The following is a 19,366-nucleotide window of genomic DNA, read 5'->3' on the forward strand; positions in this document are numbered from 1 at the left end:
CAGTATCTTAAAAGACCGCACTCAGCGCCATGAACGCCACGGCGGCCAGCACCGCTGCCGCCGGGAGCGTGATGATCCAGGCAAGCGCGATCGGGCGCATCAGCGCCCAGTTGGTCTGACGATTGACCAGCCCGATGCCGAGCACCGCACCAATCAGGATATGGGTGCTTGAGACCGGAAGCCCGAGTGTGGTGGCCAGCATCACCACGGTCGCCGCGGCAAGCTCTGCCGAAAAGCCCGAGGCCGGGTGCATCTTGGTCAGGTTATGACCAACGGTCTGGATCACCTCCCGCCCGATGAACCAGAGCCCGGCGACCAGGGCCACGCCAAAGGTCAGCATCGCAAGCGGCGGGATGCTTGCCTCCTCGCCGATGGCCCCGGTACGCAGCACATCAAGCACGGCGGCAAACGGGCCGATGGCGTTGGCGATGTCGTTGGAGCCATGACTGAAGGCAAAGCCTGCAGCGGTGAACACCTGCATCCAGCTGAACATCAAAAAGGTCGAGCGTCCGAGCGCCTCACGCTTCAGGGTCTTGGCAAAGATGAAGCTCGCCATCCACACCACCGCCCCGACCATGCCCATGATCAGATAGCTCCCGAGCGAATCAAGCCCGAGCGAGAGGTTCTTGAACCCCTTGAACAAGAGCATGGCGGTCAGAATGATCGAGCCAAGCGCGGCAATCGCCGGCACCCAGGTTTCAAGCGCCCGGTGGGCCTCGACGTCATCACGCTTTTGATCGATGGCGTAGAGGGTGCGGTAGTACTCCGACTCAAGGTCTTCGGCGCGAAAGTCCTGATCGCCGATTGCCTGCATGTCGCGGGCAAGCGCTTGGGTATAGGCCATCTGCTGCAGCTCGCTCAGCCGCTCGAACGCCTCGCGATGGCGCTGCTTATGCGCGCGCTTTTCCTCGCGAATCTCATCGAGACGCGCCTCGACCTGGTCGTTGTAGGCCAGAATATGGCGCTTGATCAGTGAAAAAAGCCCATACGCCACCGCCCCACCGAGCGCCGGCGACAGCACCCAGGAAAAGGCAATCTTCCCCACCTCCGACCACTGCACCAGTGAAAGCGCCGAGCTGCCGCCGTGTTTAACAAGCCCAAGTGTGACCGAGCCACCGATGATGGCGCCGACGATGGAGTGGGTGGTGGAGACCGGATACCCCTTGCGCGAGGCAAACAGAAGCCAGAGCGCCGCGGCGATCAGCGCCGACATCATGATGAAGACGAACTCCATCGGCGTAACCGAGAGCCCATCCAGCTCGACGATGCCCCCGCGAATGGTTGAGGTCACGTCGCCGCCTGCGATTACCGCGCCGCTGACCTCGAAGATCGCCGCAACGATCAGTGCCTGATGCACGCTGAGCGTGCCGGCGCCGACGCTGGTACCAAACGAGTTTGCGACGTCATTGCCACCGATGTTGAACGCCATGAACACGCCAAAAAGCGTCGTCACGATAAAAAGCAGGGTGTGGTGGGCCTGAATGTAGCCCGCGCCCCACATCATGAAGTAGCCGGTAAACGCGAGCAGCAGCCCAAGAAAGAACAGGCTCAATCTGGGCGACTGCCTGAGTGTCTGCGCCGTGGCACGCCCTGACGTCTTTGTGGATTCCTCGCTCATTCATGCCCCTCCCTGGATCGGTCATGTGGATCAGTCATGAGTAACGCCCACGCGCCTTGGCGGCGGTCGATGGGCGCATTCTAGGGGCGGGGGATGACAAAACGATGATTCCACTAAAGTGCAACTTCGGCGCAAATACCTACATTAACTCCGCACGATCGCTACAAATCTTTTCTGTGCAGCTGGGATTCGTGAACTAGGTTCAATAGTAGCCCCAAGGATGCGCTCACTTAGGTGGGCTCGTTTCAAACGGCTTAAACAGGCGATTTCATAATGTTATCAGGAAGGTAGACATCATGGACGACACCAATCAGCGGTTCACTGACGAGCAACAGGGCCACGTTATTTCAGGTTCTGAGCAGGACAAGGCGCAGGCCAACCGCGAACAGGCCCGACAAAAGGCCCGTGACGCAGCAAGCCAGGCCCGCGATGAGGCCTACAAACGCGCCGATGAGCAGAAAGCCTACGTTGCCGATCAGATCGACAATTTCTCCGAAGCCGTGCGCAGCATGGGGTCTCAGTTCAAGGAACAGAACCAGATCACGATGGCGGATTACACCTTCCGTCTGAGCGCGCGCGCCGATTCGCTGGCCGACACCCTCCGCGACAAGGACAGCCAGTCTCTGGTCCGGCAGGTTCAGGACTTTTCCAAGCGCGAGCCGGCACTTTTCATCGGTGGCATGGTCGCCGGCGGCTTTTTGCTGTCGCGGTTTCTGAAAAGCTCGAACAACCAGAACTAAGACGCCCCATGCGCCATGGCAGGCCATGGGCGTTTTTTGACCAACTTGATCAACAGGGAGTGTGTGATCATGAGTGATAACAGAACCACCGCCAATCAGGCGTCCGATCGACCCGATCAGACGTCAAACCGCACCGACGAGCCTCAGGGCATGGTCGGCATGCTGTCGTCCTTGCTCAACGATGTGACCAAACTGGTCAGCAACGAAATCGCACTGGGCAAGGCCGAGATTCGACAAAACGTCTCAAAGGCCGGCAACGCCATCGCCTCCATGGTGGTGGCCGGTGCCGTACTTCAGGCCGGTTTTCTGGTCCTGCTGGCCGCCGCTGTTTTCGGTCTCAACCGTGTGCTCCCCCCCGAAATGACGCCGTGGCTGTCTGCACTGATCGTGGGAGGCGTCGTGGTGATCATCGGGGCCAGCATGCTCAAGAAGGCGCGCACGGCGCTGAGCAAGCAGGCCATGGCACCCGATCGCACGATCGATAACCTTCAGCGTGACCAGGAGATGGTCAAGGAACACACAGGACGTGGTCAAAGCAAGGAGCGCACCCAATGAGCACTAACGAGCAGCCCAACGACCAGCAGGACACTCGGTCTCCGGAAGAGATCGAAGCGGATATCAAAAGCACACGTTCGCACCTCGATGAAACGCTGAGCGATTTCCAGGCCCGATTTTCATCAGACAGCATGATGAACACCGCCATGGACTACGTGAAAAGCGATTCGGCCAAGGAATACTTTTCGAACCTCAGCCGTTCGATCAAGGAAAACCCGGTGCCTACCGCCATGATCGGACTCGGCATCGGCTGGTTGATCTATTCGAGCAACAGCTCGAAATCAGGCAGCGTGCCCAACCATTTCGACGACAAGCGTCAGGCTCAGGCCCGCCACAACGCCGCCGCGACACCGCCCCAGACGCACGAGTACGATTCAGCGCCCAGCCAGCGCGTCGGCGATGGCGCGCCGGGTGCCTACGCGTTCGGCCCGGACACCGCCGAGCCACACTCCAACCAGGATGGGCAAAGCCTTCGTGACCGCGCCAGCAGCGCCCTTGGCAGTGCAGGTGACAAGGCAAATGACGCAAGACACGGGGCGAGCGACCACATGGGCCGCCTGAAGGACAGCGCCGGGGAGCAGCTTCACAATGCCTCCAGCAAAGCGCGCGATACTGGCAACTGGCTGAGTAACCTCGCCGAGGAAAACCCCGTCTGCGCGGGCGCCCTCGGACTTGCTGCCGGTGCCCTTTTGGGTAGCCTGATACCGAGCACTCGCACCGAGCAGAAGGCGATGGGCGATGCGCGCGACCAGGTGGTCGACAAGGCCACAGAGGCCGGCTCCGAGCAGCTTGAGCGTGCAAGCGACAAGGCAAAGGCCAAGGCCGAGGAACATACGAGCAGTGACGACGGCCATGATCAGGCATCACGTGATGCCGAGCGAACGTCCTCGTCTGCCTCGACGCCCGGGTCTACCCCGCCGTCGGGCACCGGCTCGTTCAACTAACGCTTCCTTTCGGGGAGACCGCATTTACCGCCCCGAACGTGAAACGAAACGCCGTCATACATGACGGCGTTTTTTTTAATGCCGCGGATGTTTTCAACCCACCAAAGCATCAGCCACGCGTCGTAATGTCCCATAGATCACAGAGCGCCCCACCGACCGGCGCGCACTCCGGCAGGGCCACAGCGCTTCTGCGCTCGAGCGCTTCGGAAAGCGCCGCCGGGTCGGGGCGTTCTACCATCCAATCGTGGCCCGGCGGATAGGCGCCCACCATTGAAAACGCCTCGCCTGAGCGGACACAGGCATGGCTGACGCCCGCCGGAAGCACCAGCACATCGCCGGTATCAAGCATTACCTCGCGCCCGGCAGGGCCGCCAAGGCGGGCCAGCGCCCAGCCTTGATACACCCCGAGCGCCTCATGGGCCGTGGTATGAAAATGATCAAACGGATAAAGCCCATAGCGCCAGGCCGGCAGCCAGCCGTTGGCCTTGAAGTAGCGCTCGATGTGAGGAGCCAGCGAAGGTACTCCGGGGTCAAAGGCCCGGCGATAGTGAAGCACCGGAAGGGATGAGTTAGGTACGCCATGGCGCAGGTCTTCATCGAGCAGAAACGTATCCGGGAAAGGAGGCATGGGTCAGTCTCCGTTGCATGTATCTCACTATTTGAATGTCCTTTCAGGGCGCGCGCCCCAAACGATGCTCGCCACAGGCATCAAGGCCCTGAAACCTTGAAAAATAGGCATGCCACACGCCCTATCTTGTGCGACTATTGGCCCGTTTTGATCCTGAAGGAACACCTTCGCGTTCTCACCGAACTCGACGATACAACTTTAGGCGCATAAACATGACCGCTGCGCCATCTGGCACAGCCAATCACTTACATATGAATAAAAATATCTATGCCGTTTCGGCTTTAGATCAGATCAAAATAATGTTTGAGGGAGTTCGTTCATGAGATCCGCATTCACAATCACCATCACTCTGGCAGTTGCTGTCGTTGTTAGTGCCGGCGCTTACGCAGGTGCGTTCAGCAATGATCAGATTCCGTCCGCCGGTCACAATCAGTTTTTCGAGCAAGGCGTCTCTTACGAGCCCAGCTTCAGCTGCTGACTGTCCGTGTTACCGGGCTCTTCCGGAGCCCGGTGGCTGCACTGAAGTACCCTCCCGCCCCTCGCCGCCTCTTGAGCCGGCACCTGTAATGACGTAACTCACGGCCTGCGCCAATTCGCGCGTTCAACATCGCCACCCCGGGCCCTTACGCCCCTGTTCTTGACGACGGCTCTTAACGGCGACTGTTGACGACGGTTCTTGACGACAGCATATCCAAACGCTCCCGTTTCCGGGCGCGGTTCGCCTCATGACCCGCCACGACCTTACCCGGAGCATGAATGATCGCCCCTGCCTCGCACTGGACGGACTGGGCCAAGTGGCTCGCCCTGCTTACGATGACGCTCGATCACCTCGCGCGCTTCATCCTGGCCCCCTCAGGCCATGACGCCGCGCTCTGGCTGATGGAGACACTCGGTCGGCTCGCCTTTCCCCTGTTTGCCGGCATGATCGCCTGGCACGCCCTGTTCGATACCACACGTCCGCTGCGCTACATGGCGCGCCTTCTGTGTCTGGCGCTGCTCGCGCAGGTGCCGTTCATGCTCCTGATCGATACCGGCGGCATCGTGCGCCTCAACGTGTGCACAACGCTTACGCTCGGGCTGATGGTCGGCTGGGCCGGGAAGCAGCTCGTAACGCCAGACCTTAACCTGCGCGCTCGGACGCTCGCCGCAACGCTTGGGCTCATCGGCCTGACACTTGGCTATGCGCTCGACGCGCACATCGAATACGGCCTTGATGGGGTTCTGCTCATTCCCGCCCTCATGGGCGCGTACTCGTTTTTGGCCCAGGCCCGCCGGCTCGAAGGCCTTTTAATGGGCCTTGCTGCCGTGTGGCTTACGATGCGGCTCAATGAGGCGCCACTCAGCACGGCCTCGGCGATGCTCGCCACACTGGCGCTTCTGATCGTGGCCGCCCGCGCAGGGCACGGTGTACCGGTGCTTGCCCGCTGGGCCCGTCTGCCGCCCTGGCTGTGGCGAAGCTTCTACCCGGCGCACCTGTGGGTGCTTTTTGGCCTTGTGCTTTTACTCGAGGCGCTCACCTAGACGAGCGCTCCCTGCGGGCGCGGTTCAGAAAAACGCCGCCCCGCTCAGCCGGGCGTCATGCGCGGTCACACACTCGCCCAGAAAATCCGCCAGCACCCGTGTGCGCGGTGACTGGGCCAGATCTGACTGAATGACCAGGTAGATCGACTGATCGATGCCAAGCTCACGCATCACCCCCACAAGCCCAGCGTCACGCGCCAGAAAATGGGGCACAACCACACACCCCAGATGCGCTCTGGCGGCGGTGATCTGTGTTGCGACCGAGGTCGTCATAAGCACCGGCGCTTGCCCCCCAAGCGCCCGCTCCATCCACTGCGCCGCGGGCAGGTGCGCGTAGGCCGCCGACCATCCGATGCATCCGAGCACCCCGCTCGACAGCGCATCGGTCGTTGCACCGCGTAGATCGATCGAATGCCGGGCAACGTACTCGGCGCTGGCATAAAGCCCGTACCCAAGCGTTGCGAGCCGTCTGAAGCGCACGTTGCCCCGCGCCGGTCGCACCATGCGAATGGCCAGATCCGCCTCGTGACGGTGCACACTCACCGACGACACGTCCGTGAGCAGCTCGACGCACAGGTTCGGGTAACGCGCATGAAAGGCAGGCAGGTGCGGCAGAATGCACTCATGCGCGATGTTCTCGGCCGTGGCCACGCGCACCACGCCTGACAGCGGCGCGTTGGTATCGCGAAACGCGTCAAACGACAGGGCGGCGTCTTCCATGGTCTCAGCCCGCGCCAGAAGCGCGTGCCCTTCGGCCGCGAGCGTATACCCACTCTGCTGACGCAAAAACAGCGCCACTCCAAGCGCTGCCTCAAGCCGGTCGAGCCGGCGCGTGAGTGTTGCTACCCCAAGTCCCATGGCGTTAGCCGCCGCACTTAGCGTGCCTTGCCGCGCGATCATTAAAAAGACGCGCACATCGTCCCAGACCAGCGCCGGCGGGCTCCCCATAGACGATGAACGTTTTCCGTTTTCGGAAAGCATGATTCGAGTTTTCTCCAGTTTTTTATATACCCGAGTATGTCACCTTACGCCGCGTACCGACCATCACGGAGACACGACATGCATACGCGCACATTGGGAAAGGGCTTCACGGTCTCGGCCATCGGCCTTGGCTGCATGGGGATGAGCGAATTCTACGGCGCACGCGATGATAACGAATCGCGGCGGGTGCTGGCCCGCGCCATCGAGCAGGGCATCGACTTTTTCGACACCGCCGACATGTACGGCCCGCATCATAACGAGCGTCTGATCGGGCAGTTTCTGCGCGCTCACTCAGGAAGGGTCAAGGTCGCGACCAAGTTCGGCATCGTGCGCAATCCGGGCGAGTACGCGCGGCGCCTGAACAACAGCCCCGCCTATCTCCGCACCGCGTGTGAAGACTCGCTCAAGCGGCTTGGCATCGAGCAGATCGATCTTTACTACGTGCACCGCGTTGCGCCCGATACCCCGATCGAAACCACCATGGAGGCACTGGCCGGGCTGGTGGCAGAGGGCAAGATCGCCCGCATCGGGTTGTGCGAAGTCAGCGCCGAGACCCTTCGTCGCGCTCACGCGGTTCACCCGGTCACGGCGGTACAGACCGAATACTCGCTCTGGAGCCGCGAGGTCGAGGCCGACATTCTGCCGACCTGCCGGGCGCTCGGGGTCGGGTTCGTGCCGTATTCACCGCTTGGGCGCGGCTTTCTGACCGGGCGTTTTCAACGCCGCGACGCCTTCGACGCCGATGATTTCAGGGCGAATCTACCGCGCTTTTCGGAACAGGCGCTCGAGACCAACCGCCGTTTGGCCGAGGTCGTGATCGAGCACGCCCGCCGCAAGAGCTGCACGCCCGCACAGCTCGCGCTCGCCTGGCTTCTGGCTCAGGGGCCGGACATCGTACCGATTCCAGGCACGCGACAGACCCGCTATCTCGATGACAACGCCGCCGCGACCGACATACACCTCACTCACGCAGAGCGCGATGCCCTCGAATACGCGCTGGGCGAGTGTCGAATCGACGGGGCACGCTACACGGAGGAAGGCATGAAAGGCGTCAACGCCTGACGCGCGGGCTCGTCTGGGGCCAACAGCGCGTGTATCGACGCATCCTTTGGGGGCACCCCGGCGCAAGACCATTGAGTGGATCGTTCATTTGCGTCAGATTCAGAAAATCTGTAAATGCTTAAGCGCCACCGCCAAAAGGACATTCAATGATCAAGACGTTGACTCAGGTCTGGGCACTGCTGCTCGGGATCGTACTCATCATGCTCGGCAACGGCATGCATTTCACGCTGATCGGCCTGCGCGGTGGCATTGAGGGTTTCTCCTCGACAGAGCTTGCGGTGGTGACCTCGGGTTATTTCGCGGGGTTTCTGTCCGGTGCCCGCTTCACGCCCCTGCTGATTCGACGAGTCGGTCACGTGCGGGTGTTTGCAGCACTTGGAAGCTTCGTATCGGCCGGATTGATCTCCTTTCCGCTGCTGGCTGACCCCTGGGCCTGGACGTTACTGCGCGTGCTGCTCGGCTTCTGCATGTCCGGCATCTATGTGGTGGCCGAAAGCTGGCTGAACGACGCCGCCACCAACGAGACCCGCGGCAAAATCCTCTCGGCTTACATGATCGCCCAGACGCTCGGCATCATCGGCGCGCAGGGGCTTTTATCGCTTGGTGATGCTGCCACCTCGGCCCTGTTCATCGGCGCCTCGATTCTGGTGTCGATCTCGTTTGCGCCGATTCTTTTGTCCGTCTCACCCGTACCGGTTGCCAACGTCGCGCCCCCCATGTCACTCAAAATGCTTTTTGCCGGCTCTCCGCTCGGCACGCTCGGCATTTTCCTCCTGGGCAGCATCTACGCGACCCAGGCCGGCATGGGTGCGGTCTTCGGCACCCAGGTCGGCCTGAGCGCCGCGCAAATCGCGCTGTTTGTCGCCATGCTGTTTGCCGGCGCCCTGGTGCTTCAATACCCGATCGGCTGGATGTCCGACCGTATGGATCGCCGTACGCTGATCTTTGGCGCGGCGTGCCTGGGGGCGCTTGCCTGCACCCTTGCCTGGTTCGTCGGCGGCGCGCTCTGGTTTTTGATGGGCGCGGCCTTTTTGGCAGGCGGCGTGACCACACCGCTGTACGCGCTCTTTCTGGCCTACACCAACGATTCGCTGGCCCCTGAAGACATGCCGGCGGCCTCCGGCGGGCTGGTGTTCACCTTTGGACTCGGCGCCATTGCAGGGCCGCTGGTCACCGGCTGGGCGATGGAATCGTTCGGCCCGTTCGCGTTCTGGCCAGTGCTCGGCGTGACGTTTCTCGCCATCGCCGCCTACGCCCTGTACGCGATGCTGTTCGTTCGCGCATCCGAGGCAGCGCATCACCATCCGGGCGAGGGCGAAAGCTACATCGGCGTGGTGCCAACCGCCTCGCCGGTTGCGGTCGAAGCGGCCGGCGCCTGGGCCGCCGAGCACGCTGAAGCGGCCCACGCCGACGACGCGCCAATGGACACCGAGACGCCGGACGCCACCCCCTCCGCGTCCTCTGGGGTGAGCACGCATGGGCACGGGTCCGGCATGACTTAAACCCGACGTGACTTAAGCCCCAGCCAATGTGGACGCCGCCCCATGATCTATGGTGGATGCATACCCTCGCTCAATCGTCAGGAGCCCTTATGAACGCACAGAAAATTCTTTCGCAGTTGATGAAACAGGCCACCAAGCACACGGCCTCCTCAAGCGCCGTCAAGAAGAGCGGGTTTGATGTCTCGTCACTGGTGGGAAGCGGTGCGCTTGGCATGCTGGTCGGCAGCAAGCGCGGGCGCAGCATGGCGGGCAAGGGCCTCAAGTACGGCGCGCTTGCGGGGCTTGGGGCACTGGCCTGGAAGGCGTGGCAGGCACACCAGAGCTCAGGCGATACAGCCAGTACCGAACGCGAAGGACAACCGCTCGAGCAACTTTCTGAGACCGAGCAGGAGCGCCGGAGTCGGGTGATCCTGAAAGCGATGATCGCGGCGGCCCGCGCCGATGGTCATATCGACGCCGAGGAGCGCGCCGCCCTGACCGAGCAGATCGATGCCCTCGGCGCCGACGATGAGCTGCACGCCTGGGTTGAACAGCAGATGTCGGCCCCCCTCGATGCCGATGCGCTGGCGCAGGATGTCGACTCCCCCCAGGCCGCCCGCGAGGTCTATCTGGCAAGCGTTGCCATCGTCGATGAACAAAATGCCATGGAGCGGGCCTGGCTCGATCAGCTACGCACAGCGCTGTCGCTCGATGAGGCGGTATGCCAGACGCTCGAACGCGAGGCGCGTGCCGACTGATCGCCCCACCCGACCGAACACTTCGACGCCGCCGCTTGGGCGGCGTTGTTGTCCAAGATCACGCCAAATGAACCCTTCAATACTTCGAGCGTTATCGACTCATATGGCCGCATTTTCCCGGTAAATTATACGCCAACGATATAAAAAAGACGGATTTACAAGTGAAACAATGTCGCAAATAATAACCTGTCCAAAAACAGGCCTTTTTCAATACCACTATTTAGGAAGCGGGTTTCATGGTTCGTCGAATTGTCACGGCACTGCTGGTGTGGGTAAGCGCAACAAGCGCGTTTGCCGGTGAAAAAGTCGTTATTCACGATGTCGCAGGTCGTGACGTTACCGTCAATGCCCCTGTCGAGCGTCTGATTCTGGGCGAAGGTCGCATGACCTACGCCCTTGCGATGCTTGACCAGGACAACCCGTTCAAGCGTGTGGTGGGCTGGCGCGACGACCTTGAAAAGGCCGACCCGGGCTCCTGGGCGCTCTACAAGAAACGCTACCCCGACATCACCAAGATCCCGACCTTCGGCGGCTTCAAGGAAGGCACCTTCGACATCGAGCAGGCCGTCACTCTCGACCCCGACGTGGTCGTGATGAACATCGAGGCCCAACAGGCCACCGAGGACTCGGGCCTTGACAAGAAACTTGCCGCGGTCGGCATTCCGGTCGTCTACGTCGACTTTCGCGCTCATCCGATGGTCAACACCGAACCCAGCATGAAGATTTTGGGCGAGCTTACCGGCGAGCAGAAAAACGCCCAGGCGTTTCTCGACTTCCGCCAGAAGCACCTGGACACCGTGACGCAGCGCATCGAGGACGCCTCGCCCAAGCGCCCTGACGTCTTCATCGAGCGCGCGGCCGGCTACACCGAAGAGTGCTGCATGTCCTTCGGCAACGCCAACTTCGGTGAAATGGTCGAGCTTGCCGGCGGCCACAACATCGCAGGGGACATCATTCCGGGCACCTTCGGCACGCTGAACCCCGAACAGATCATCGCCTCCAACCCGTCGCAGTACATCGCGACCGGCGGTGAGTGGAGCGGTTACATGCCGGGCGGCCAGTGGATCCCCATGGGCCCCAACAGCGACCAGACCGAAGCGCTGAGCCGTCTTGAAAGCCTGCTGAAGCGCCCGGCGCTTGCCCAGGCCGACGCCGTGACGGAAGGCCATACGCACGCCATCTGGCACCAGTTCTACAACAGCCCCTATCAGTTCGCGGCCATCGAGCAGATCGCCAAGTGGATTCATCCGGAACTGTTCAAGGACATCGACCCCAGTGCCACCATGCGTGAGCTGCACGAGCGCTTCCTGCCGATCGACTACGCGCCGGGCTACTTCCTGTCCACCACGGACAACGAAACCCAATGAGTGCTGAAGGGGTCGCTGTGAAGGACGTCTCCCCCATCGCGTCAGCCAGCCAGGATTACCGCGCAAGCGTCGGCCGGCGCGTGCTGATTCTGGTCGGGCTTGCCGTGGCCGTTCTGATTTCGTTCGCCGTCGACCTGGCCACCGGGCCCTATAACTACCCGGTGACCGATGTCATTGCCACGCTGTTCTCCCCGGAGAACGCAGACACCAAGATGCGTGTGATCCTTTGGGAGATTCGCATGCCGGTGGCACTGATGGCCTTGACCGTCGGGGCGTCGCTGTCGGTTGCGGGCGCCCAGATGCAAACGATTCTGGCCAACCCGCTGGCAAGCCCCTTCACCCTCGGCATTTCGGCGGCGGCCGGCTTTGGCGCTGCGCTTGCGCTGGTGTTCGGCGTGGCGCTGGTGCCGTTCGTGTCCGCGTTTGTGATTCCGCTCAATGCGTTCGTGATGGCGATGCTTGCCGCCGGCGTGATCTATTTCTTCAGCCGCATGCGCGGCGTGACGGTCGAAACCATCGTGCTGCTCGGCATCGCGCTGGTGTTCACCTTCAACGCCCTTCAGGCGCTGCTCCAGTATCTGGCAAGCGAGCAGGCGCTGTCGGCGGTGGTGTTCTGGACCATGGGGAGCCTGGTCAAGGCGACCTGGACCAAGGTGGCGGTCACGGCGGCCGTGCTGGCCGCGACCGTGCCCCTGTTCATTCGACAGGCCTGGTCGCTGACCGCCCTGCGCCTGGGTGACGCCAAGGCCGAAAGCCTTGGCGTCAACGTGAAACGCCTGCGCCTGACCACTCTGATTCTGGTCAGTCTGCTTGCCGCCATTCCGGTGTCGTTCGTCGGCAGCATCGGGTTTATCGGGCTCGTCGGACCTCATATTGCCCGCATGCTGGTCGGGGAAGATCAACGCTTTTTCATGCCGGCATCGATTCTGTGCGGGGCGCTGTTGCTCTCGGCCACTTCGGTGCTCAGCAAGCTCCTGATCCCCGGCGCCATCCTGCCGATCGGGGTCGCGACCGCGCTGGTCGGCGTACCGTTTTTCTTCTCACTGATCTTTTCAAGCCGGAGACGTAACTCATGGTAAGCCTCACGCTCGAGGGGGTGGGTACGCGCTACGGCCGCAAACAGGTACTGGCCGACGTCACCACGCCGACCATTACCGCCGGCACCATGACCGCCGTAATCGGCCCCAACGCCGCCGGCAAGTCGAGCCTGTTTCGCCGAATCGCCGGCATGGCCTCAGGCCCGGGTGAGGTGCACATCGAGGGCGTACCGAGCGGCGAACAGGCACTGGCCTACCTGCCGCAGGACACCAACGCCACCGCCGTGCTGACCGTGTTCGAATCGGTGGTGCTCGCCGCAAAGCAGGGGCGCTCGCTCAAGGTCTCGGAAGAGGAACTCAGAGACATCGATTCGCTTTTGGCCGCGCTTCGCATTACCGAGCTGGCCTCGCGCTATCTAAGTGAACTCAGTGGCGGCCAGCGTCAGCTCGTGGGCATTGCCCAGAGCCTGATTCGTCGCCCGCACATTCTATTGATGGATGAGCCGACCTCGGCGCTCGACCTGCATCGTCAGATGGAAGTGCTGGGGCTGGTGCGCTCGCTGGCCGACGAGCGTCAGATGATCGTGATGATCGCACTGCACGATCTCAACCACGCGCTCGGTTACTGCGACCACGCCTTGGTGATCGCCAACGGGCGCATGCACCGCTTCGGCAGCTGCAACGACACCATCGATCAGCACCTGCTCCGAGAGGTTTATCGGGTCGATGGCCACGTCGAGCTCAACTCGCTCAACCGGCCTCAGGTCGTTCTGAACGCCCCGATCTACTAATGACACGACCTACTAGCGCCCCGACCTACTAACGACACGACCTACCAGGACACGCACCACCCCCTCATGGCCGAGCAATCTCCCGCTCGGCCTTGCAAGCCCCGCGCCCTACTCCACCATCCGTGAGACGGCGTTGTTGACCGCGTTGAGCGCCGGGCTCAGCCCCGGCACGTTCATATCGCGCTGCATCAGAGACTCCTCGAGCCCGTAGCTTGCCGCCACGGCCTGCGCCGACAGCCACCGAAATGGCTCTATCTCCCAGCGCTTCAAAATGTCTTCGTGGCGAGCATTGGCGTGTACCCACGGCATGGCGGTGCGTTTGCTGCCCTGCTCGGTGATCAGCTCGGCAAGTGTCTGACCCATGATGTGCGCCATCGCCGCGCCTTCACCGGCGTAACCGCCGGCGGTGGCAATGCCGGTTGCGGCGTCTCGAATCACGTGCGGGCGAAAATGACGCGAAAGCCCGAGCGTACCGCCCCAGCCGTGGGTCACGCGCACATCGCCAAGCCCCGGAAACAGCGCCTTCAAAAGCCCCTGTCGCATTCTCATGTGGCGGTCGGTAATCTCGAACGACTGACGGGGCGGCCCGCCGAAGTGGTAATAGCCCTGGGCGCCGAAGATGAGCCGATTGTCACGGCTTCGCTGGCCGTAGGTCACCAGTCGACTGGCATCGCCGAAGGCGTGGCGCGCGTTGAGGCCGATCTCCCCCCACTGCGCCTCATCGAGCGGCTCGGTGGCGATCAGCATGCTCTCGATCGGCAGAATGCGACGCTTGAGGCCAAGGTGGCGGGTATAGCCCTCGGTAGCGGCGATGATGTGGCGCGCGCGGACGCGGCCCATGGCCGTTCGAACGATGCCGGGCTCGATCGCCTCCACCGGGCTTTGCTCGACGATCTCGATCCCGCGCTCGGCAAGCCGTGCGGCCAGCCCCTGCAGCAGCTTCATCGGATGAAAGGTCGCCACCTGACGTTGGAGAATGCCGCCGCGCTGGTCGCGAAAGCGAGCGATGCGGTCCATTGCCTCGGGCGAGAGCCACTTGCAGTCCGCCTCACGAAAGCCGATGTGATGAAGGTGCTCGAGGTACTCCCGCTGCACCCGCTCCTGCGCCTTGTAACGCGCCGCCACGTATACCGCCCCGCCCTTGTGGTAGTCGGCGTCGATCCCCTCGCGGGCCAGCACCGAGCCGATGTCATCGACGTTGTGGCACAGCAGATCGCACACCCCTCGGCGCTGATGCTCGGGCCAATGATCGATGTAGCGGTCGAGCCCCGCCATGCTGCCTAAAAGCCACCCGCCGTTGCGCCCGGACGCGCCGAACCCGAGCCGCTCGGCCTCGAGCACCACGATCTTGAGCGACGGCGCGAGCTGGTTGAGGTAGTACGCCGACCAGAGCCCGGTGAAGCCGGCGCCAACAATCGCCACATCAGCGTCAAGATCGCTCGACAGGCTCGGGTAACGCACCGGCGGCGCAGGCAGGCTGTCGTGCCAGTAACAGGGGTGGGACATCGAAACGACTCCAGCGGGTGAACCTTTATAGCTTACAGCAACGCCCTTCCTCAGTGGCGGAAGAACGTATACAGGAAGCCGTCATCTGAGGCGGGCATCAAGCGTCTTCTCTAATCGTCAGACGCCATTCGATATTTGGTTACATGCGATCACGGCCTCGTCATCAAACCGTGTCCTAAGTGTCATTTAAGCGAGGCAGTCTACCCGAGCACGCGGGCCCGGCCCGCGCCACCATAATCAGACAATGACTCGGGGAACTTCCATGTTCACGCACGCATTTGGCCAAACGACCGCGCCCTTCGGATCCACCGCTCTGTCTCCCTTAACCCAAACGCCGTTTGACGGTTTGAGCTTTCAGCCGGTCAGCCTGAGCTGGGGCAATACCACCAGCACCTTCAGCGCCCCCGGGGTGCAGTACGGCCATACCCAGTCCTTCGTTCAAGGCAGCCTGACCGACCTGAAGGCGCACCTTAGCGCCGAGACACCGACAGCGCCCCAAAGCGATGCCGCAGACGCCAACGCGCCGCTCGATATCCTTTTGACCAACGACGACGGCTTCGACGCCCCCGGCATTCAGTCGATGTACGAGGCGCTGACCGAGGCCGGTCATAACGTGACCATCGTTGCGCCCAAGGACAACCAAAGCGCCCAGGGCAGCTCGCTTGGCGGAGTCGAGGCACTGACCTCGACCATCGGCGTCGGCACGTTCGATGACGCCGGCAACTACTGGGTCGATGGCCGCCCAAAGGTTGCGGTCGAGACCGCACTCGATAGCCTGCTGGCCGACCAGCACTTCGATCTGGCGATTTCCGGCACCAACTCCGGCGAAAACATCGGCACCAGCGAAAATATCTCCGGCACCGTCGGCGCCGCGGTTCAGGCCCTTCAAAACGGCCTGCCGGCCATCGCGGTCTCGGCCGACACCAAGCAGGCCGGTGACAGCGGCTTCGACAACGCCGCCGAGTACACCCTGAAGCTGCTCGATAAGCTCCAAAACGCCCAGAAGGAGGGTGAGCCGCTGCTGCCGGACGGCACCGGGCTTTCGGTCAACGCCCCCGCGGGCGAAGTCGACGGCGTGGCGCTCACCGAGATTACCCGCAAGTCGAGCACCGAATACCCCATCGTCGAAAACGACGACGGCAGCTATGGCTCTTCCGGCATCGACCAGCAAGGCAGCGGCAGCGCGACCGCCGAGGGCGATCAGTTTCTTGAAAACAAGGTGACCGTCTCCGCCATCGACGGCAACTGGAGCGCCAATGAGCAGGCCCGCAGTGCGCTGGAAGCCCGCCTCGGCGACCTGCTCGGCGATGGCGAGACCGCATCTGACCACGCCGGGCTCAACGTCATGCTGGTCAATGACGACGGCTATCAGGCCGAAGGGCTTGAAGCGGCGCGCGATGCGCTGCTGGACGCGGGCTACACCGTGACCGTGGTCGCCCCCACCGAGCAGCAAAGCGGCGTTGGCAGCTCGCTGACGCTTGGAAGCTTCGAGGTCACCGAATTCGAGGCAGGCTACCACGTCGACGCCACGCCCAGCACCACGGTCTACACCGGCATGGACGCCCTGCTCCAGGGCATGGACAAGCCGGATCTGGTGGTGTCAGGCATCAACCAGGGCGCCAACGTCGGCCTACAGGCAAACGCCTCCGGCACGCTGTCCGCAGCCGTTGCCTCGGTGTTCAACTACGACGTGCCCGCCATTGCAATGTCCGCCGGCACCGATGAGACCGGCCAGGTGCCGGGCGGCCTCTACGCCACCAGCGCCGATTTTCTGGTCGAGCTGATCGGCGATCTGCAGTCGACCACCACCGGCAACGGCGTCGAGGTGCTGCCGGAAGGGCTTGACCTCAACGTCAACGTGCCGGTCGATGCCGATCTGGACAACATTGCCTTCACGCTGATGGATCAGGCCAACAACGGCGAACTGGGCGTCACCGACACCGGCAGCGGCGACTACGCATTCACTCTGGGCGAGGCGGTCAACACCGACGCCCCCTACTCCGAGGGCACCCACTTCAATGACGGCGACATCACCATCACACCCATCGACGGCAGCTATCAGGCCGACGACGACGTGACCGCGCTGATGGCCGACCTGCTCGGCATCCAGTACGGCGCGCCGAGTCTGGTGCGACACGGCGATGACGACGGCGACACCCTGACCGGCGGCCTCGGCAACGACTGGATCACCGGCGGTGCCGGCGACGACATCATTCTTGCAAGCGCCGGCAACGACGACATTGACGGCGGCGAAGGCAATAACACCGTCGTCTTCGACGGCGCGCGCGATGACTACCGCATCGACCTCGACGGCGACACGGTGCTGGTCACCGATCGCCTGAACAACGACACCGACATGCTCAACAACATTGCAACGCTTGCGTTCGATGACACTGCACTCGAGACCGCGGAGCTTCACGGCACGGGCGCCTCGGAGGCGTATGATCTCGACGGCCTGCTCTCAGGCGTGTTCGACGGCGCCGAGTCGCTGCTCACCGCCATGAACCAGGCATCCAACGTGCCGTTCCAGGCGCCCGAGGACTGGGTCAACCTTGGCCAGCAGAGCACACAGGGCGGCGTTACTCCAACCGATACCGGCCTGGCGTTTGGCCTACAAAGCGAGGCAAGCCAGCTTTCCTATCAGAATCCGGCCGCCAACCCGGACGCGCTGCTGGCCGGCATCAACGACCTCATGAGTGGCCAGACCGACGCCCTGTTCGGCTAAACCGCCCGAGCGTCACGTTTGAAAAAAGCCCGGCGCTGGCCGGGCTTTCCTTTTATGGGCACCTACATTTTATGGACGCCTACATTCCCCAGAGATCGAATGCCTCGGCGCCTGCCGGGGCCAGCCCGAGCGGCTCCAGGCCCGCCGCTGAAAAATCAAACGCGCCGGAGAGCGTCGATGCACTCGCCTCGATACCGTCGAACACCGCCGTACTTTCAGCCCCAAAGGCCGTGGCAAACAGCGGTGCAAGTGCGTCCCCGGCCAGATCGAGTGTGCGCCCGATGGCCGCATCGAAGGCGCTCAAATCGAACGTCGGCATGCTCGGGATCGTGGGCGCCTCCGGGGCCACATCGAGCCCCAGCGCGATGAACTGGGTGCTCTGGGTGTCGCTGAAGTTGTCATCAGACACCAGAATCAGGCTCTGACGCCCGTCCTCGAGCATCGGGCCGAACGCCATGCCCTCGACGTTGTCCGGCTCGAACCCGAACGCCCCCAGATCGGCCACCAGCGTCTTATCGACCGGACGCACGGCAGTGCCGGCTTCCGGCAGTGCGTCGAGGCCCTGAATGTCGGTCGCGCGCTCGGTGTCGATCTCATAAAGGCGAATGGTATTGCCCACGCCCTCGGCGAACCCGCGCTCGAGCGCGAGCAGATGGTCGTCATCCAGCGCCAGCAGCTCCACCAGCCCATTGGTCGAAAAACCATCGTCACTTGCAGGCCGCTCGGGTATCGGTTCGGTCGGGTACACATAGGCGTGCTGGGCGCCGTCCTCGCCGAGCTCAAACTCGAGCAGGCGCGCAGGGCTTCCCGTGTTGGCGCTTGCCGCGGGGCCGTCCTGAACCAGCGCGTTCTCGGTCGCGGTAAAAAGGCGCGTGTGGTCGGGCGTCAGCGTGACGCTTTCAAGCGCCAGATTGTTGCGAATGCCGGCCGTTTCCTCGCCGTCCGGCATCAGCGCCTGGGGAAGCTCGAGGGCGCCGATCTGCTGACCGTCCCGGCCGTAGTGGCCGACCGAGGGCGCCAGCCCCTGACGCGCATCACCTTCGGAGGAAATGTAGAGCGTCCCGTCATCACTCACGTCAATCGCCTCGGGGTCGATGGTGCCCTCGGCAAACGGCGCACCGCCGTTCTGCCTGAGCGTGGTGACGTCGGTGAAGCGCACGTCGCCGTCATCGAGGTGGCCATCGCCCAGATCCACACGCAGTGCGTAGAATCGGGCCTCGTTGAGCTCGCTGCGGTCGTCGGAAATCGCCAGATAGCTGTCGCTCGCGGGCAGATAGGTCAGCCCTGACAACCCGCCGACCGTGGTGCCCTCGAACTGCATTCCGCTGTCGAAGTTGGTCATCCCGAGAAATTCGACGTCCTGAACGCGTGGGGCGTCCGTATCGGGCAGGGCCGGGCCGGCGTCGGTCAGTCGGTGGTGGGGCGCCGTAATTGCCCCGAAAGGCGGCGCGAACGGCTCAACGTGATCGAATAAGGCGTTGTAGGGCGCAGCGCGCAGGGCGCCGTCGAAGGGGGTGAGGTAGGCCATGAAAGACTCCGTGTTCGACGCAAGGAAGAAAAACCGCGCCTAGACGCTATACCCCCTGCATGACGGGGGTATGTCCGAACGCGGACAGCGATGCAATTGGCAATACCGCAGAGCATTACGAGAA

Annotated in this window: 17 protein-coding genes; 12 read left to right on the forward strand and 5 right to left on the reverse strand. The window is 62.7% G+C overall.

Annotated elements, in window-relative coordinates:
• Positions 1 to 7 precede the first annotated feature (7 nt).
• A complete protein-coding gene (locus NAT23_RS07890; protein ID WP_251927103.1) occupies positions 8 to 1,618 on the reverse strand; it encodes an inorganic phosphate transporter in 1,611 nt (536 codons plus the stop codon).
• Positions 1,619 to 1,914: 296 nt separating this feature from the next.
• Between NAT23_RS07890 and NAT23_RS07895 the strand changes: the two genes are divergently transcribed.
• The 3 genes from NAT23_RS07895 (at position 1,915) to NAT23_RS07905 (ending at position 3,857) form a co-directional block, all read left to right on the forward strand.
• The gene (locus NAT23_RS07895; RefSeq protein WP_251927106.1) at positions 1,915 to 2,358 is read left to right on the forward strand and encodes a hypothetical protein; all 444 of its coding nucleotides are present in this window, start codon (positions 1,915 to 1,917) and stop codon (positions 2,356 to 2,358) included.
• Between the two features lie 69 nt (positions 2,359 to 2,427).
• Positions 2,428 to 2,913, forward strand: a complete 486-nt coding sequence (locus tag NAT23_RS07900; RefSeq protein WP_251927109.1) for a phage holin family protein — start codon at positions 2,428 to 2,430, stop codon at positions 2,911 to 2,913.
• Positions 2,910 to 3,857, forward strand: coding sequence for a DUF3618 domain-containing protein (locus NAT23_RS07905; protein WP_251927112.1), 948 nt, complete (start codon positions 2,910 to 2,912; stop codon positions 3,855 to 3,857). Before NAT23_RS07900 ends, NAT23_RS07905 begins: the two co-directional genes overlap by 4 nt.
• A 109-nt stretch (positions 3,858 to 3,966) precedes the next feature.
• Here the strand turns inward: NAT23_RS07905 and NAT23_RS07910 are convergent, their stop codons facing one another.
• Complete coding sequence (locus tag NAT23_RS07910) at positions 3,967 to 4,485, reverse strand: cupin (protein ID WP_251927115.1); 519 nt, start codon at positions 4,483 to 4,485, stop codon at positions 3,967 to 3,969.
• A 319-nt stretch (positions 4,486 to 4,804) separates the two neighbouring features.
• On the opposite strand from NAT23_RS07910, the gene NAT23_RS07915 reads away from it, so the two are divergent.
• Positions 4,805 to 4,963 carry a hypothetical protein gene (locus NAT23_RS07915; protein ID WP_251593221.1) on the forward strand — a complete coding sequence of 53 codons (159 nt, stop codon included), beginning with the start codon at positions 4,805 to 4,807 and terminating at the stop codon, positions 4,961 to 4,963.
• A 278-nt stretch (positions 4,964 to 5,241) separates the two neighbouring features.
• On the forward strand, positions 5,242 to 6,006 hold the full coding sequence (locus tag NAT23_RS07920) for a TraX family protein (RefSeq protein WP_251927118.1): 765 nt from the start codon (positions 5,242 to 5,244) through the stop codon (positions 6,004 to 6,006).
• Positions 6,007 to 6,030: 24 nt separating this feature from the next.
• On the opposite strand, the gene NAT23_RS07925 is transcribed toward NAT23_RS07920, so the two are convergent.
• Complete coding sequence (locus tag NAT23_RS07925) at positions 6,031 to 6,954, reverse strand: LysR family transcriptional regulator (protein WP_251927120.1); 924 nt, start codon at positions 6,952 to 6,954, stop codon at positions 6,031 to 6,033.
• Positions 6,955 to 7,065: 111 nt separating this feature from the next.
• Between NAT23_RS07925 and NAT23_RS07930 the strand changes: the two genes are divergently transcribed.
• The 6 genes from NAT23_RS07930 to NAT23_RS07955 all read left to right on the forward strand — a co-directional run bounded on the left by NAT23_RS07930 (position 7,066) and on the right by NAT23_RS07955 (position 13,483).
• Positions 7,066 to 8,049, forward strand: coding sequence for an aldo/keto reductase (locus NAT23_RS07930; protein WP_251927122.1), 984 nt, complete (start codon positions 7,066 to 7,068; stop codon positions 8,047 to 8,049).
• Positions 8,050 to 8,195: 146 nt separating this feature from the next.
• Complete coding sequence (locus tag NAT23_RS07935; RefSeq protein WP_251927124.1) at positions 8,196 to 9,551, forward strand: MFS transporter; 1,356 nt, start codon at positions 8,196 to 8,198, stop codon at positions 9,549 to 9,551.
• Positions 9,552 to 9,640: 89 nt separating this feature from the next.
• Entirely contained in the window at positions 9,641 to 10,288 is a 648-nt protein-coding gene (locus NAT23_RS07940) for a tellurite resistance TerB family protein (protein ID WP_251927126.1), read from the forward strand.
• A gap of 236 nt (positions 10,289 to 10,524) precedes the next feature.
• Positions 10,525 to 11,655 (forward strand): ABC transporter substrate-binding protein, encoded by a 1,131-nt coding sequence (locus NAT23_RS07945; protein WP_251927128.1) that lies wholly within the window; start codon positions 10,525 to 10,527, stop codon positions 11,653 to 11,655.
• Positions 11,652 to 12,734, forward strand: coding sequence for a FecCD family ABC transporter permease (locus tag NAT23_RS07950; protein WP_251927130.1), 1,083 nt, complete (start codon positions 11,652 to 11,654; stop codon positions 12,732 to 12,734). Before NAT23_RS07945 ends, NAT23_RS07950 begins: the two co-directional genes overlap by 4 nt.
• Positions 12,728 to 13,483, forward strand: coding sequence for an ABC transporter ATP-binding protein (locus NAT23_RS07955; protein ID WP_251593234.1), 756 nt, complete (start codon positions 12,728 to 12,730; stop codon positions 13,481 to 13,483). The genes NAT23_RS07950 and NAT23_RS07955 overlap by 7 nt, the downstream gene beginning before the upstream one ends.
• A gap of 108 nt (positions 13,484 to 13,591) precedes the next feature.
• Here the strand turns inward: NAT23_RS07955 and NAT23_RS07960 are convergent, their stop codons facing one another.
• Positions 13,592 to 14,989, reverse strand: coding sequence for an NAD(P)/FAD-dependent oxidoreductase (locus NAT23_RS07960; RefSeq protein WP_251927132.1), 1,398 nt, complete (start codon positions 14,987 to 14,989; stop codon positions 13,592 to 13,594).
• A gap of 262 nt (positions 14,990 to 15,251) precedes the next feature.
• On the opposite strand from NAT23_RS07960, the gene NAT23_RS07965 reads away from it, so the two are divergent.
• On the forward strand, positions 15,252 to 17,714 hold the full coding sequence (locus tag NAT23_RS07965) for a 5'/3'-nucleotidase SurE (RefSeq protein ID WP_251927136.1): 2,463 nt from the start codon (positions 15,252 to 15,254) through the stop codon (positions 17,712 to 17,714).
• A 79-nt stretch (positions 17,715 to 17,793) separates the two neighbouring features.
• Here the strand turns inward: NAT23_RS07965 and NAT23_RS07970 are convergent, their stop codons facing one another.
• Positions 17,794 to 19,242, reverse strand: coding sequence for an esterase-like activity of phytase family protein (locus NAT23_RS07970; RefSeq protein ID WP_251927138.1), 1,449 nt, complete (start codon positions 19,240 to 19,242; stop codon positions 17,794 to 17,796).
• Between the last annotated feature and the right edge of the window lie 124 nt (positions 19,243 to 19,366).

The sequence above is a fragment of the Larsenimonas salina genome (assembly GCF_023736155.1).
GTDB classification, from domain to species: Bacteria; Pseudomonadota; Gammaproteobacteria; order Pseudomonadales; family Halomonadaceae; genus Larsenimonas; species Larsenimonas salina.

Coding starts and splice junctions, on each gene's coding strand:
- NAT23_RS07890 (WP_251927103.1), bottom strand. CDS start 1,618: ATGAGCGAGGAATCCACAAAGACGTCAGGGCGTGCCACGGCGCAGACA.
- NAT23_RS07895 (WP_251927106.1), top strand. CDS start 1,915: ATGGACGACACCAATCAGCGGTTCACTGACGAGCAACAGGGCCACGTT.
- NAT23_RS07900 (WP_251927109.1), top strand. CDS start 2,428: ATGAGTGATAACAGAACCACCGCCAATCAGGCGTCCGATCGACCCGAT.
- NAT23_RS07905 (WP_251927112.1), top strand. CDS start 2,910: ATGAGCACTAACGAGCAGCCCAACGACCAGCAGGACACTCGGTCTCCG.
- NAT23_RS07910 (WP_251927115.1), bottom strand. CDS start 4,485: ATGCCTCCTTTCCCGGATACGTTTCTGCTCGATGAAGACCTGCGCCAT.
- NAT23_RS07915 (WP_251593221.1), top strand. CDS start 4,805: ATGAGATCCGCATTCACAATCACCATCACTCTGGCAGTTGCTGTCGTT.
- NAT23_RS07920 (WP_251927118.1), top strand. CDS start 5,242: ATGATCGCCCCTGCCTCGCACTGGACGGACTGGGCCAAGTGGCTCGCC.
- NAT23_RS07925 (WP_251927120.1), bottom strand. CDS start 6,954: ATGGGGAGCCCGCCGGCGCTGGTCTGGGACGATGTGCGCGTCTTTTTA.
- NAT23_RS07930 (WP_251927122.1), top strand. CDS start 7,066: ATGCATACGCGCACATTGGGAAAGGGCTTCACGGTCTCGGCCATCGGC.
- NAT23_RS07935 (WP_251927124.1), top strand. CDS start 8,196: ATGATCAAGACGTTGACTCAGGTCTGGGCACTGCTGCTCGGGATCGTA.
- NAT23_RS07940 (WP_251927126.1), top strand. CDS start 9,641: ATGAACGCACAGAAAATTCTTTCGCAGTTGATGAAACAGGCCACCAAG.
- NAT23_RS07945 (WP_251927128.1), top strand. CDS start 10,525: ATGGTTCGTCGAATTGTCACGGCACTGCTGGTGTGGGTAAGCGCAACA.
- NAT23_RS07950 (WP_251927130.1), top strand. CDS start 11,652: ATGAGTGCTGAAGGGGTCGCTGTGAAGGACGTCTCCCCCATCGCGTCA.
- NAT23_RS07955 (WP_251593234.1), top strand. CDS start 12,728: ATGGTAAGCCTCACGCTCGAGGGGGTGGGTACGCGCTACGGCCGCAAA.
- NAT23_RS07960 (WP_251927132.1), bottom strand. CDS start 14,989: ATGTCCCACCCCTGTTACTGGCACGACAGCCTGCCTGCGCCGCCGGTG.
- NAT23_RS07965 (WP_251927136.1), top strand. CDS start 15,252: ATGTTCACGCACGCATTTGGCCAAACGACCGCGCCCTTCGGATCCACC.
- NAT23_RS07970 (WP_251927138.1), bottom strand. CDS start 19,242: ATGGCCTACCTCACCCCCTTCGACGGCGCCCTGCGCGCTGCGCCCTAC.